Annotated in this window: 16 protein-coding genes and 1 pseudogene; all 17 read left to right on the top strand. The window is 32.5% G+C overall.

Annotated features, from left to right (window positions below; all coding sequences use genetic code 11):
* Positions 1-14: 14 nt before the first annotated feature.
* Positions 15-866: a pyridoxamine kinase gene (locus JCM14822_RS10540; RefSeq protein ID WP_054742198.1), complete on the top strand. Its 852-nt coding sequence runs from the start codon at positions 15-17 to the stop codon at positions 864-866.
* Positions 853-1,413, top strand: a complete 561-nt coding sequence (locus tag JCM14822_RS10535) for a TIGR04002 family protein (protein ID WP_054742193.1) — start codon at positions 853-855, stop codon at positions 1,411-1,413. The genes JCM14822_RS10540 and JCM14822_RS10535 overlap by 14 nt, the downstream gene beginning before the upstream one ends.
* A complete protein-coding gene (locus tag JCM14822_RS10530) occupies positions 1,410-2,018 on the top strand; it encodes a TIGR04100 family radical SAM protein (protein ID WP_330377456.1) in 609 nt (202 codons plus the stop codon). The genes JCM14822_RS10535 and JCM14822_RS10530 overlap by 4 nt, the downstream gene beginning before the upstream one ends.
* A 123-nt stretch (positions 2,019-2,141) precedes the next feature.
* A pseudogene (locus JCM14822_RS10525) lies at positions 2,142-2,848 on the top strand (MgtC/SapB family protein).
* Between the two features lie 166 nt (positions 2,849-3,014).
* Positions 3,015-3,200, top strand: coding sequence for a hypothetical protein (locus JCM14822_RS10520; RefSeq protein WP_054742192.1), 186 nt, complete (start codon positions 3,015-3,017; stop codon positions 3,198-3,200).
* A gap of 319 nt (positions 3,201-3,519) precedes the next feature.
* On the top strand, positions 3,520-3,894 hold the full coding sequence (locus tag JCM14822_RS10515; RefSeq protein WP_054742191.1) for a type II secretion system F family protein: 375 nt from the start codon (positions 3,520-3,522) through the stop codon (positions 3,892-3,894).
* A gap of 53 nt (positions 3,895-3,947) precedes the next feature.
* Entirely contained in the window at positions 3,948-4,535 is a 588-nt protein-coding gene (locus JCM14822_RS10510) for a type II secretion system F family protein (RefSeq protein ID WP_054742190.1), read from the top strand.
* Between the two features lie 13 nt (positions 4,536-4,548).
* The gene (locus JCM14822_RS10505; protein WP_054742186.1) at positions 4,549-5,034 is read left to right on the top strand and encodes a DUF4860 domain-containing protein; all 486 of its coding nucleotides are present in this window, start codon (positions 4,549-4,551) and stop codon (positions 5,032-5,034) included.
* Positions 5,024-5,482, top strand: coding sequence for a hypothetical protein (locus JCM14822_RS10500; protein ID WP_054742184.1), 459 nt, complete (start codon positions 5,024-5,026; stop codon positions 5,480-5,482). Before JCM14822_RS10505 ends, JCM14822_RS10500 begins: the two co-directional genes overlap by 11 nt.
* A gap of 50 nt (positions 5,483-5,532) precedes the next feature.
* Entirely contained in the window at positions 5,533-5,988 is a 456-nt protein-coding gene (locus JCM14822_RS10495; RefSeq protein ID WP_054742182.1) for a hypothetical protein, read from the top strand.
* A 91-nt stretch (positions 5,989-6,079) separates the two neighbouring features.
* Positions 6,080-6,772, top strand: a complete 693-nt coding sequence (locus tag JCM14822_RS10490; RefSeq protein ID WP_054742179.1) for an MgtC/SapB family protein — start codon at positions 6,080-6,082, stop codon at positions 6,770-6,772.
* Between the two features lie 116 nt (positions 6,773-6,888).
* Positions 6,889-7,446 (top strand): SWIM zinc finger family protein, encoded by a 558-nt coding sequence (locus tag JCM14822_RS10485; protein WP_054742177.1) that lies wholly within the window; start codon positions 6,889-6,891, stop codon positions 7,444-7,446.
* A gap of 59 nt (positions 7,447-7,505) precedes the next feature.
* Positions 7,506-10,148, top strand: a complete 2,643-nt coding sequence (locus tag JCM14822_RS10480) for a DEAD/DEAH box helicase (protein ID WP_172674809.1) — start codon at positions 7,506-7,508, stop codon at positions 10,146-10,148.
* 95 nt (positions 10,149-10,243) lie between these two features.
* Positions 10,244-12,457 carry a DNA helicase RecQ gene (gene recQ, locus JCM14822_RS10475; protein WP_054742174.1) on the top strand — a complete coding sequence of 738 codons (2,214 nt, stop codon included), beginning with the start codon at positions 10,244-10,246 and terminating at the stop codon, positions 12,455-12,457.
* Between the two features lie 327 nt (positions 12,458-12,784).
* Complete coding sequence (locus JCM14822_RS10470; protein WP_054742172.1) at positions 12,785-13,069, top strand: hypothetical protein; 285 nt, start codon at positions 12,785-12,787, stop codon at positions 13,067-13,069.
* A gap of 129 nt (positions 13,070-13,198) precedes the next feature.
* Positions 13,199-14,263 carry a Rho termination factor N-terminal domain-containing protein gene (locus JCM14822_RS10465; protein ID WP_054742170.1) on the top strand — a complete coding sequence of 355 codons (1,065 nt, stop codon included), beginning with the start codon at positions 13,199-13,201 and terminating at the stop codon, positions 14,261-14,263.
* 416 nt (positions 14,264-14,679) lie between these two features.
* Positions 14,680-15,114: a fibronectin type III-like domain-contianing protein gene (locus JCM14822_RS10460; protein ID WP_172674808.1), complete on the top strand. Its 435-nt coding sequence runs from the start codon at positions 14,680-14,682 to the stop codon at positions 15,112-15,114.
* Positions 15,115-15,212 lie beyond the last annotated feature (98 nt).

Raw genomic sequence — 15,212 nt, 5'->3', positions numbered from 1 at the left:
ACTGGGAGGGTGACATGAAGAGAGCGGCAATTATTAATGATTTATCAGGAATTGGAAGATGTTCATTAAATGTAGCAATAGCCATATTATCAGTTCTAGAAGTACAAGCATGTCCACTGCCTACGGCGGTGCTTTCAAATCAAACTGGCTTTAAAGAATTTTCTTTTTTAGATTTTACACCACATATGCAAGCATATTATACACATTGGAAAAAGTTAAATCGTGAGTTTGATGCGATTTATTCAGGTTTTCTAGGGTCTACAGAGCAAGTTGAAATTATCATAGGTTTTGTGGAACGTTTTAAAAAAGAAAATACACTTGTTTTAATCGATCCTGTTATGGGGGATAACGGAGTCCTTTATCCAATTTATGAAACGACATATCCAGAAGACATGAAAAGATTAGTCGCGTTAGCAGACGTAGTCACACCAAATATTACAGAACTTAAGTTATTATTAGGGATTCCATTAGAAGAAAAAATGACGAGAGAAGAGCTTAGGTTATATCAAACAGATTATGATAAGCACGAATCTTTAAAAGCTTTAGGCCCTAAGAAAATTATTGTGACAGGTCTTATTGAAGAGGATCAAATGTACAGTGTGGGTATTGATTTAGAAAAGGATGAGTGGTATGAAGTGAAAACTTCTTATAACCATAAATCTTATAGTGGGACAGGAGATATATTTGCTTCTATATTATGTGGGGCATTAACAAGAGGAGCACAGTTAAAAGATAGCATAGAGCTTGCTACACATTTTATTGGTAAAGCAATTGAGTATACAGAAAAAGTACCAAATTGGGATACACGCGATGGTATCATGTTTGAAAAGTTTTTAAAGGAGCTGAGTATAAATGAAACAAGTTAATAAAATAAGATTATTAGTATTAACAGCATTATTTGCAGCACTGACATTTCTAGGCACACGTATTAATATTCCACTTGGCATGAATAATCGTATTGTACATTTAGGAGATGCAGTTGTGTATTTAAGTGCTTGTATCTTACCATTGCCATATGCTATGGCTAGCAGCGCTATAGGTGCAGGGCTTTCAGATTTTACAACACCTGGCTGTATGATTTGGGTATTACCAACTATATTGATTAAACCGTTACTTGTAACTTTCTTTACTTCTAAACCATATAAGATTGTAACGAAAAGAAATACTGTAGCTATATTTTTAGCAGGAATTGTAGGTTCTGTAGCTTACGCTATAGCAGAATGGATTATTTATGGCAATTTCATTGCAGCCTTAATGAGTATACCAGCTGGCGCTTTTCAACCTATAGGTAGTGGAATACTCTTTATGGCCTTAGCCTTAGCTTTTGATAATATGAAATTAAAGAATCAACTTAACTTAAATCAAGATTTTAATAAAGAACGCAAAAATAAAATAAGGGAGAATGTAGCATGATTAAGAAAATGACAATACTTTATGAAATTCATGGTGGCTTATACGTTAATTTAACAAATAAATGTCCATGTAACTGTACTTTTTGTTTAAGACAAGAGGGAGATGGGGCACATGGTTCTGATAGTTTATGGCTTGAACATGAGCCATCTTTAGAAGAAGTAATTGAGGCCTTTGAAGAAGAGAATTTAAGTAAATATAAAGAAGTTATCTTTTGTGGTTATGGTGAGCCTACGACACGTCTTGAAACACTTATTGAAGTATGCAAATACATTCGTTCAAAGAGTGATATTAAAATTAGATTAAATACAAATGGTTTAGGGGATTTAATACATGGCAAACCAGTAGCCCATTTATTAAAAGGCTATATTGATGCTATTTCAATTAGTTTAAATGCACCTACAGCAGAAGAATACCTAGCGGTTACAAGACCTAAGTTTGGCATAGAATCTTTTGATGCAATGTTAAAGTTTGCAAGTGAAGCCAAAGATTATGTTCCAAAAGTCACATTAAGTGTAGTGGATACAATTGGTGAAGAGGCTATTGAAAAATGCAGAAAGATTGCAGAAGATATAGGGGTAAGCTATAGAGTACGTGAATATGTCTAGGTTTTGACTTGAAAAAAACTAGATGATATAATTTTAAATATACAAAAAAGCAGGCAATGGCGTCATTATAATTAATGAGATTGCCTGCTTTTTGCTTTAGATTTAAATGGGGAGGAGATAAAGATGGAGGAGACGTATATGGAAGTTATAAGCTATTTAAGAGAACTTAATCTTATCTCGATTGTAGTAAGATTATCATTAGCGGCAGTATGTGCAGGTGTGATTGGTATTGAACGAGGTCAAAAGAGAAGACCAGCTGGTTTTAGAACGCATATTTTAGTATGTATGGGTGCTACTCTCGTTATGATTACAAATCAATATATGGCCGATGTGTTAGGAATGGATACTGATCCTAGCAGAATGGGAGCGCAAGTGATTAGTGGGATAGTTTCTTGGGTGCGGGAACAATTATTGTGGTTGGTAGAAATCAAGTAAAAGGACTTACAACAGCAGCTGGACTTTGGGCTTGTGCTTGTATGGGACTAGCTATTGGTATAGGATTTTATGAAGGGGCTATCATTAGTTGTGTTTTTGTATTTGGTGTTATGACAGGGCTTCATAATATGGATAACTATGTGCAAGCTAATTCTAAAGTCATGGAAATTTACGTAGAATTTGAAGACTTAAGTGGGCTTACAAGCTTTTTAAAGTACCTAAAAGATAAAGGGGCGAAAGTCTCTAATATGGAAGTTCAAAAAATTAAGAGAGGTGGTAATCAACAAGTTGGGTCTATTATGACGGTTAGATTACAAGAGAAGTATAATCATGCTGAACAATTATTAGAGTTTAATAAAATAGAAGGTATACATTCAATAGAAGAAATTAGTTAATAAGAAAATACATATTTGAAATAGACACAGTACATGAGACTGTGTCTATTTTTATTGTTTTATGAGTCATAGAAAAATTTTAGCAAGTATAATACAAAAGTATTAAAAGGACGAGAATCAATGAATACATTAATATAAAAGGTTAGCATTCCGTGGGGGTGTTAAGATGAAAGAAATAGAATGGCAGTGGTGGGTATTAGTTATAGGTGTTTTGGCTGTGTATATAGGTTTTGGGGTTCTCATAGAGGATGAAAGCACTGGAGCTATACAATTCAAAGATTGTATTTGTTTTATAGTAGGCTGGTTATTGATTATATGGGCATTTTTTAGGGGGAAAAGGGTGAATAAATAAAAAAGCATTGAATATAATATAGGACTAAAGGATAATAGGTGATGAGAAGTGGAAAAGATGAAAGATATTTATGAAACGATTACAATGTACAGATATATTTCATTAGTTATTATCTCAGTGTACAGAGGCTGCCTTATATGCAGCATTATTATGGAGAAGAGAAGATGAACACGAATTATAGAAATAAGGCAGTGAACTTGAACTATAAAGGGTTTAAGACACTGCCTTTATTACAGAAGTAAAATAAAATTAGCATAGAAATGCAAGCCGTAACGTATGATTACAAAGTGATAGATAGTTTGTTAAAGGGGGAGATAACATGAAGGGGGCAGAGCTGGAGGCTTTTTGTAAGGATATGGCTATTCTCGTGCGGGCTGGAATGACTTTAGAAGAAGTGATTGAATTTATTGAGCAAGACAGTGAAAGTCGTCATGTGAAACAGATCATTAAACAAATTAAAGTAGAGTTAAATAATGGAAAATCCATAGATGAAGCATTACAAGCAACCAAAGAATTCCCGAAACATATGATTTATTTACTCCAAATAGGTGTGAATTATAACTGTTTAACAGAAGTTTTAGAAGTATTAATGGAAGTATACCATAGAGAAGCAAGGTTGAAACAGCATTTAAAACAAACCATTACTTACCCTATTTATCTATGTAGCATTATGTGTGTAATAATGCTTTTTTAGTGTTTAAAGTTATTCCTATATTTAAACAGATTTTCAAAGGGTGGACTGGAGAAATGACGCAAGGAGCAAAAGTATTTTTGAGATTAGGAAAATTAGTAGGGGTATGCACTGTCAGTATATTTATAGCACTTGTAATTTTTAGTATTATGAGTTTACTTGTAGTTAAGACAAATAGAGGACGAAGAATAGGTTATTTCTTAGTAGGCTATACAAATGTTGCAGAGAAGGCAAGTACAGCACATTTTGCGTGGGTTATGGGGATTTTGTTAGAAAGTGGACTAAGTCTTGAGCAAGCTTTAAGTAAAAGCTTAGGTGTTGTAGAAAATAAAATGGTACATGAAAAGGTAAGCGAATGCTTGAGAATGCTAAAGGATAAGGAGTTATTTGAATACGCTTTAGTAGAAACTAAAATTTTCTCAAGAAAGACTACAAGGCTCATTATAAAGAGCACCCAAAATAATCAATTGAATAAGGTAATGAAACAGGTTGGAGAAGAATGTGAAAAAGATTTGCAATATACATTGGAGAATAAAGTGTTAGCTGTTGAAACTTTTTCTGTAGGCGTTACCGTTGTTATTATAGGAAGTATTTTAATGACTGTCATGTTACCTCTTATAAGTATGTTGTTAATGTTAATGTAGAGGAGTGAAAGCTGTGAAGAAGGTAGGCAGTCTTGGAGCACTTGCTTTATTATGTTTATTTTTGTGTAGTGCAGCTTTAGTCGTTATATTTGAAGCTATAGTGTATGAAAAAGTAATGCATTCTAATGTAGAGCAAGTAGATAAAAGAAGTGCCATTAGATACTTAACGCAAAGGTTGAGAAACTTTGATGCTAAGGAAAGTATAGAAGTGAGAAGTATACAAGGAACGGATATCTTAGTTTTCGTAGAGCAGCAGGAAGAAAAGATATATGAAACTTGGTTATATGCTTACAAGGGCAATTTATGTGAGAGTGAGCACAAAGAAGCTGAGAAAATAGAACTTAGTAAAGGAAAGGTAATTACTAGAATTCAGCAATTAAATATAAGAATTATTACACCGGAACTTATTAAGTTTAAGGTGCAGGATGGAAATGGAAGAGAGTATATATACAACTTATTTATAAGGAGTCGTTTGAAGGCGGTGCAAAATGAAACGTAAAAGAGAGAAAGATAATAAGCATTATATATTGGGGAAGTACAGTGCTTATTTAACGGAAAATATGAGCATGGTATTTATATTTCTTATTATAGTAACTATTGCATTATCAAGCTTTATTAAGGTTTATACACTAGATCGGGAAAGTAATGAGAAGCTGATGGCAAATATAATTGCTCAAAATTTAGTGGAGTATGGAAAGGATACAAAAGTTCGCTATGATGATGTACTAACTAATTTGGGAGCTAAAAAGGTCCATGGCAAATACTATTTTTATTATGATATGGACTGGAAAGTTATGAAGGAAAAAGAAGAAAGCAGGTATTATGTGGCCTTGAATATAGGAGGAGAGCAGATGATGAGTGGTAAGCTGAAAAATATTCAAGTAAATGTTTATAGACAGGGATATAGAGATAAATTGATTTATAGTTTATCAGCTAAGGCATACTAGGATGAATTAAGATAGAAGGTAAGGCATAGGGAGAGAAGGGAACAGAGTAAATGAGAGAAGAAAGGAAGAATCCCATAAGCATAGGAGGAGCATCGATTATTATTATTTTTACTGCTTTTTTAATAAGTGTTATCATTGTGGGCATGACATTACAAATTTATAAAAGCTATAAAATCAATGAACAATATATTATAGAAACTCAGTCTTATTATGCAGCAGATGGAGAGGCAACTGTAAAAAGGGCATTAATTGAACAACGGCTTTATCAAATTTATTATTCAAAGGCTCATATTAATTACGATACAGACAGAATCAAAAAAGCTATTAAAGATATTAAAGGCATAGAAATCTTTAATAAAAATGAAAAAAGCATTTTGGTGTGCTATGTAGAATCTATTAATACTAGACAAAGTTTGAGTGTAGAACTGGAAATAGACACGACTAAAGAACAAGTAAAAAATGACTATTTTACCATAGTCAATAAGTGGCAGGTAGAAGCGGATTAATGTGCTTTGAGATAAAAATAAGACAAAGTGTGCAACTTTAAAAGATAAATTAATATTATGAAGTAGGAACATAACAAGTAGGCGAAATCTTATGGATGGAATTGAGTACTTGAGAGAATTTAATGTAATATCTGTAATTTTAAGAATACTTATAGCGTTAATTTGTTCAGGATTAATTGGTGTTGAGAGGGGGAAAAAGAAACAAATAGCTGGCTTTAGGACTCATATATTAGTGTGTGTAGGCGCTTCACTAGTTATGATGACAAGTCAATATATGTTGCAGCAAGGATTTACTACGGATATAAGTAGATTAGGGGCACAAGTGATTAGCGGCATAGGTTTTTTAGGGGCGGGCACAATTATCGTAATAGATCGAGGTCGTGTAAAGGGGCTTACAACAGCGGCTGGCTTATGGGTATGTGGCTGTATTGGGCTGGCAGTTGGTATAGGGTTTTATGAAGGTGCTATTTTTACATGTATTCTGGTACTTATTATTATGAAGAGCCTACACTGCGTTGATGATTATGTACAGCATCATTCTAAAATCGTTCGTATTTATGTAGAGTTAGATGAAATACAAATACTGACGGACTTTCTATATCATTTACAGGAGAAGGATATTATGGCCACAGATATTAATGTTCAAAAAATTGATAGAGGAGAACCTACAGAAAGAGTAAGAGTTATTATGACACTTAACTTATGCAATAAATGTCCTCATAAAGACACTTTAGAGGAATTAAGAAATTTAAAAGGAATTATAGAATTAGAAGAAATTTCTTAGAAGTGTTTAATACCCCTTGAAAATAGGATATTATATAGTAAACAAAGTATTTCCGATGCTTAGCACTTGAAAAATATAGAAGCAAGAACGGTTAGAGGAATAGGAGTTCGCACAATATGAAAATAACTTTACAAGAAATAAATGGATTAGCTAGTAGTGATAGAGTTTATGAAGATGGCAGAGATTATTATAGAGAAAAACGCGTAGGAGAAGTACTTGTAGAAAATGGCTATGAGAATCTAGAAATCATGTCCTATGTAAATGGCAAAATGGGGTATTATCATACTAAAGTAGAAGTTAGTGAACATGGGATTGAGTGGTGTGAATGTGATTGTATTGCCAGTTTTAAATATGAAGGGGCATGTAAACATGTAATTGCTATGCTATTAAAATATTACTATGATGTCTTACCAACACTTAAGGCTGGGATAAAAGGGGAACGATATTCTCAAGGTGCGGTAGCTTACTATGAAGATCAAATTATGAGAGAACAGGACTTAGAGATAGGGGATAATCCTGTAATCAAAGTAAAACCTAAATTAATAGAGGATGGAAGTGGATCCTTTGAATTGAGTTTAAGTGTAGGGGAAAAGAAGTTTTATATTGTAAAAGATTTATATGAGTTTGGGGAAAATATGGTACAAGGAAATAACGTAAGTATGGGAAAAACTTAGAGTTTATTCATGATATTGCTGTGTTTGAAGAAGAATCTAGACCTATAGTAGAGTATGTTATGGACAAAACTTATGAATACCTAGATATTCTAAGACAAGTAGGTATGTATCGTGGATTTAGCAAAGCAGAACGTAAAACATTACCATTAGGAAGTAAAGCTTTTGATGAATTCTTTGCCCTTGTAAAAGATAAAGTGGTAGAAGTCAGTATAAGAGGGAAAGAGAGAGAAGTTCTTTGTGTAGAAGCTAATCCAGAAGTGAAATTTACGGTTAATCAAAAAGATGAACATTATGAGGTAGTCAGCTCATTAACAAGTTATATTCCATTTTCTTTTGCAAATCATAAATATATTTTAAGTGGAGACAGACTTTATCGTGTAAATAAAGTCTTTTCAAAAGATGTATTCCCTCTTTTGTGGTATATGTATGAGGCCAAAAGAGTAAATGGCGGCATGAGGCTAGAATTTGATGAAACATTAATGAAGCGTTTTATGCTTTCTAGTTTAGATAAGATAGAAAAACATTTACCTGTTGTTATGAGTGAAGAGATTAAAGACAATGTGGCACCAGAACATGTACTTGTTAAAGTATTCTTAGATATGTCAGATGAAGAAGATATAGTAGGAAATATTGAATTCCACTATAAAACATTTAGTTTTAATCCTTACGGTAGATTAAGCTATGAAGCTACTGAAAAACTAGAACATATTGCAAGAGATACCGTGAGAGAATCACGTATGAGTAGTATTTTGAAAGCATATAATTTCCGTACCCATAATGGAAAGATTTATTTAAAAGAGGAAGAAGATATTTATCATTTCTTACGTGCAGGACTCAGTGACCTTATGGAACTAGGAGAAGTTCATGTAACAGATCGTTTAAAAGGTATGAATATCGTCAAGTCACCAATAGGTGCTATTGGTATACGTATTGAAAATAATATGCTACATGTAGCTTTAGATAAAGTAAATATGCCAGTTGAAGAGGTACAAGCTATACTTGAATCTTATCGTATGAAAAATAAATATTATCGTCTTAGAAGTGGTTCTTTTATTGATTTAGGAGATAAGAGTATTGGAGACTTTGCTAATATCGTAGAAGGATTAGGGATGAAAGGTGATGAGCTTTTAGAGAGAGAAGCCGTTTTACCTAAATACCGTGCATTATATCTGGATCAAATCCTTAAACAAAGTGAAGATATTGAAGTAGAACGTGACAAGTACTTTAAACAAATTATTCGTGATGTGAAAAGTGTAGAGGATGCGGATTATGAAGTAGCTTCAATGGTTAAAGCTAATCTTAGAGGATATCAAAAAGTAGGTTATAGATGGCTACGTACTATGGCAAGCTATGGCTTTGGCGGTATCTTAGCAGATGATATGGGGCTTGGAAAAACCCTTCAAGTTGTTACACTTATTGCATCAGAAAAAGCAGAGGCAATCAGCGAAGCTAAAGAAGTGAAGCCTTCATTAGTTGTTTGTCCGACTTCACTTACATTGAACTGGGAAAGTGAAATTGCTAAGTTTGCACCTGATTTAAAAACACTATTAATCATGGGAAGTGTAGAAGAACGTAGAGTATTACTTGAAAAGGCATTAGATTATGATGTGATTATTACGTCTTATGAACTTTTAAAAAGGGATATTGAAAATTATAATGAGAAGCTGTTTAGATTCTGTATTGCCGATGAGGCACAATATATTAAAAATGCAAACACATTAAATGCAAAAGCATTAAAGATGGTGAAAAGTGAAGTACAAGTTGCTTTAACAGGTACACCTATTGAAAACTCCCTTGCCGAGCTCTGGAGTATTTTTGACTTCATTATGCCAGGGTATCTCTTTAGTTATATCAACTTCAAGAAAAACTATGAGATACCTATTGTAAAGAGTCAAGATGAAGTAACAACCACTAGACTTAAAAAGATGATTGCGCCATTTATTATGCGTCGTTTGAAAAAGAATGTACTTAAAGAATTACCTGATAAAACGGAAACTGTGATTTACAACACTATGAAAGACATGCAGCGTAAACTTTATACAGCTCACTTAGCAGAAGCAAAACAAGAGATTGAAAAGGAATTAAAAGCAAGAGGGGCAGGACGCAGCCATATTAAAATGCTGGCACTTCTTACTAGATTAAGACAATTATGCTGTCATCCATCTCTTTATTTACAAGACTACAATGAAGGTAGCGGAAAGCTTGCCCAATGTATGGAACTTGTAAGAGATAGTGTGGATGCAGGACATAAGATATTAATCTTCTCTCAATTTACAAGTATGCTAGATTTAATCGGGAAAAGTTTAAGTCAAGATGGATTAGAATACTTCATGCTAACAGGTTTGACGAAAGCTGAAGAACGTATTCGTTTAGTAAATGAATTTAATACATCTGATGTACCAGTCTTTTTAATTTCGCTTAAAGCAGGTGGAACGGGGCTCAATTTAACAGGGGCAGATGTGGTCATTCATTATGATCCATGGTGGAATTTATCAAGTCAAAATCAAGCTACAGACCGTGCATATCGTATTGGACAAAAAAATAATGTACAGGTATTCCAAATGATTACGAAGGATTCTATTGAAGAAAAGATTAAAGAATTACAAGACAAAAAAATCGGGCTTACAGAGAGTGTTCTTCAAGAAGGAGAAGCTTTCATTAGTCAAATGTCGGAAGAAGAAATCAAAGAACTCTTTAGTTAGACCATATTGTTTAAAAACAATATGAGTGGTATATATTCTAAAGAATAATGAGATGAGAAAATATTATAAGTACAAAAGAAGAGGAAGGTAGCTATATGCAATCACTACAGGTTTTAAAGAAGTATTATGGATACGACGCCTTTAGACCGGGACAAAAAGAAATTATTGATGAAATTTTATCTGGAAGAGATGTATTAGGGATTATGCCAACAGGAGGAGGAAAATCCCTATGTTATCAAATACCAGCACTGATGTTAGAGGGAATTACGATTGTTATTTCACCATTAATTTCTTTAATGAAAGATCAAGTAGATACATTAAAGGAATATGGTATTCAAGCAGAACTCATTAATAGTACATTATCAAGCGCAGAGTTTAGAGAAATTGTAATGAATGCAAAGGAAGGTGCATATAAACTACTATATGTAGCACCGGAGCGTCTAGAAACCGAAAGCTTTATTGATCTTATGAGACAAATGCCTATTAGCATGATTGCAGTAGATGAGGCCCACTGTGTTTCGCAGTGGGGACATGACTTTAGACCAAGTTATAGACGTATTGCACAAATGATTAGTTTCTTAGAGAAGAGACCTACTATTGCAGCATTTACAGCTACAGCTACACCTATTGTTAAAAATGACATTATGATTCTATTAGGATTACAGTCACCTTTTGAATATGTTAGTACATTTGATAGACCTAACTTATACTTTGAAGTAAGAAAGCCTCAAAACAAATTACAGGAAATCGAAGCTTACTTAAAAGAACATGTGGGCCAAAGTGGTATTATTTATTGTGCTACAAGAAAAAATGTAGATGAACTATGGGACCGCTTAAATCGTCTAGGCATTCAATGTAGCAGATATCATGCAGGCTTAAATGAGCAGGAACGTACACAAAACCAAGAGGATTTCTTGTTTGACCGTGTGCCGATTATTATAGCTACGAATGCTTTTGGTATGGGGATTGATAAGCCCAACGTTAAGTTTGTGCTTCACTTTAATATGCCTAAAAATATGGAAGGATATTATCAAGAAGCCGGACGTGCTGGACGTGATGGAGAAGAGGCTGAATGCATTTTGCTCTTTAGTACACAAGACATTGTAACCAACCGCTATATTATTGAAAATGGGACAAGTAGCAGTAGTCATAATAAAGAATATGAAAAGCTTAATAGCATGGTGGATTACTGCAATACAGAAGGGTGTCTTAGAAGTTATATTTTAACTTATTTTGGACAAGAATCCCTAGAAGATAAATGTTATAACTGTAGTAGTTGCAATAATGATACAGAAGAAACAGAGATTACAATTGAAGCACAAAAAATTATGAGCTGTGTAAAACGTATGCATGAGCAATTTGGTAGTACTCAAGTAGCAGATGTTCTAAAAGGTGCTAATACTCAGAGAATTCGTAGTTTAAAGTTTAATGAATTATCAACTTATGGTATTATGCGTGAATATCCTAAAGAAACTATTAAAGAATTAATTTCATTTTTAGTAGCAGAGGGATATTTATATTTAGAAGGAACACAATATCCTATCTTAAGATTAACAACAGCGAGTTATGAAGTTTTAAGGGGTCAAAAACAAATCTTTATTAAACGTATTATTGAGAAAGAAGTTGCTAGAAACACTATAATGCGAGAAGCCATAAGTGATCAAGACATAGACTTCGTACTTATGGAATTGTTAAGACAAGCACGTTATGAAATTGCAGCTGAAAATAGGGTACAGCCGTTTATGGTATTCCCAGATATAACACTTAAAGATATGAGTAGACGTTATCCAATCAATGAAGAAATGATGTTACAAGTATCAGGCATAGGGGAATATAAATTAGCTAAGTATGGTAAGAAGTTTATGGAGATTATAGTGGAGTATGTTGAGAAAAATAATATTACAGTAATCCCTGTAGATGAATGGGATAATAAAAAAGTACGTATGACAAATAACTTAGGAGCAATTAAAGGAGAGGATACAAAGTTTGCTAAGAAATCAGCGCCAAGAGATAGTCATCACCTCACTTATGAACTTTATGCACAGGGTAAAGCTATTGAAGAAATTGCTGATGAAAGAAATTTATCACAAATGACAGTAGAAGGCCATTTAATCAAATGCATTAAAGAAGGTATGGAAGTTGATTTCTCGAGATTTATTCCACAAGAATATGAAGTAGAGATTATGGAAGCGATAGAAACTTGTGGACCAAATTTACTTAAACCAATCAAAGAATGTTTGCCACCAGAGATTAGCTATACAGCTATTAAATTCACAGTAGCTAAATATGAAATGATACATGTGGACTAAGTTAAACAAATTATTTAGAGATATTCTAGTGAATTTATACCCATATAGAAAAATAATGGAATGTATGAAAATTGGAATATAAAGCTTTTAACTGGTTTATCTTATTTAAAGAAAGAACTAAAAAATAATATACTAAACTTAAAGTGATAGAGTATAAAAATGGATATTCCTTGCGAAATTGCATTTTGTGTATACAACTGTTAATAAGTAAAGGTAAATGTGAATAAAACTGTGGATATGGTGAATAAATAGTGTGAAAAGTGTGGATAAACAAAACTATAATAAAAAATAAAATATATATACAAGATAGTACAGGAATCTAAAAATATGATAAAATATAGAAAAAATGTAGGGGAAGGGATTCAAATGTTAATTAAAAAAGAAAGAACAGTATATCAAGGGGCAAAATTATACATAGAGTACACACACAAAGGGGACATTGAAATTTATACTCTTGTATTAGAAAGTGTAACTGGAGAAAGAGTAAATTTATATGCACATGATTCAAAACGTATCATTGACTTTATATTTGATGCAACAGTAGCTGAATTAAATTCAGGTGCTAGTAGAGTTGTAGATATAGACTATATCATTGCAAATGCATATGAATAAAAGTAGAAGTTCCTGTTAGGGGTTGGTAATAAATTCCTAATAGGAACTTTTGCGTCTTAAACAGTATTATGTTATGATAGAAATAATTTGATAAAAACGTGCGTTAGAAGCAATTATAAGGAGGTACAAATGATACTAGATTATAGTAAAAAAGAACTAGAGCAAATTGCAAAGTTATATGGTGTAAAGGGTGCTTACAAGTTAAAAAAAGCAGAACTTGTAGATGCATTAGTTGAAGCAATTCCGGCAGGTATGTCAGATAACTTACCAATGCTTGATAAAACTGATATTGAGCGTTTTGAAGAGCTTATGAAAGAATCAGTACAGCTTGAAGAAAATGAAAATCCAGAAGCTTATTACAATCTTATGGAGCTCGAACTTGTACAACTTGTAGAAAACAAGGAAGGTAGATTCCTTGTTGTAGATGAATTAATTAAAACAGCTTACAGCAAAATTAATATAGCAGAAATTATGCCAGCTATTGAAACAAATGAAAAGCTTAGAAAACACATAATGGCTATTCTTAATTTATATGGTATTGTAAAAGTTGATTGGGCAGTAGAACTTTATAACAAATACCATGAAGAAGCAATTACAGAAGAAGAGATAGTAGACTTTGCTAAAAAAGATATGCGTATTGTATGCCAATCTAAAGTAATGGATGGTTACTTGGTAGAGGAAACAATTTATGCATTAGACAAAAACAACTTCCAAGAATTCCTAGGTGTAATTATTGATAAACCATACTATACACCAAGTAAAGAAATGTTGGCTCAATTAGTTGATGAAACATATTATGAAAATACATTAGCAGTAGAAAAATTAAAAACACATTTAAGAAATAACTTCACTAAAGATGAAGAAATGATCGAAGATGTAATTACTGCAATTACAATGATTGCAAGAGTTGATAGTGACCGTACAGGCAAAACTATGGAACTTATGTTAGAAGAAATGGCTAACATTGGTATTGAATTCAAAGACTTAACACAGATTAATGAAGTAATCAAACATATCGTAGCAGTAGTAAACAATACAAGAAAATGGATTAATAAGGGATTTACGACTAATGAACTTAGTCCACACACATTTAATGAACAGACAGGTCAAAAAGTAAAAGTTATTGATATTGGAAGAAATGCACCATGCCCATGTGGAAGTGGTAAAAAGTATAAAAAATGTTGTGGAAAATAATATTAATTCAGGGGATAACTTGTGGATAACATAGATAATTACTCACAAGCTGGAGAATAACAAAGAAATATGTATTTGTTGATAAAAGACACTTGTAAAATGGAAATTTATAGGTGTCTTTTTCTTTTTTTTGATTAAAAGTGACTTTTTTGTATACATAGAGCAAAAAAATCTAGTTTTAAAAATACCATAAAACAATAATTTACATGGATAATAATTATAAAGCTAGTACACTTAAGATTATGGAATATATCAGAATGAATTTATATAAGAATACAAAAAATACAAAATGCTAATTTAACACTTTAATACCAGTTAAATTAGTTAAATTATCTAAGGAGAAAAATATAATCTACATTATATAGAGGGTAACAAATACTTTATGGAAAGTAATTTTTAGAGAAGGTGAAATGAAAATGAGTAAGGAACAGAATTCGACAGGAGCATCAAGGATTAATGGAAAACATCAGATTGTGAATATTAGTGATGTTAAAATAATCGATAAGACATCTCAAGAATTGAGCCTAGAGATTAAAGTACATAATAAGAGCAGAACTAAAAAGATGAGTGTTATTAAGATATATATAAGAGATATCAATTCCATATATGCTGCTAGTATACCCAACTTATATACTTTTGAAACAGTAGAGCTAGAAAAGGACGAGGAAAAAACAGTTACTATAAAATTAAATGCAGAGGCATTTACAATAGTAGATGAAAAAGGAGATCGCTATAGAGATAGTAATGAGTTTGAAGTATATATATGTGTAGAGAGTACTTATAATAAAAAACATACGATTAGGAAGAAAGTTCAATTTCAAAGCATGAATCCAGGAGGATTTTCAGTATAAAGTAAAGTTATTAAAAATAAACTATAAAAAACTGTTGACATATGTCTATAATAAGAGTATTATTAATGAAGTCAGCAACACACAGCACTGACAAATAT

This window comes from Cellulosilyticum ruminicola JCM 14822, from assembly GCF_001311925.1.
Taxonomy (GTDB): Bacteria; Bacillota; Clostridia; order Lachnospirales; family Cellulosilyticaceae; genus Cellulosilyticum; species Cellulosilyticum ruminicola.
Note: the sequence above shows the minus strand (reverse complement) of the source record. Positions and strands in the feature narration are given on the sequence as shown.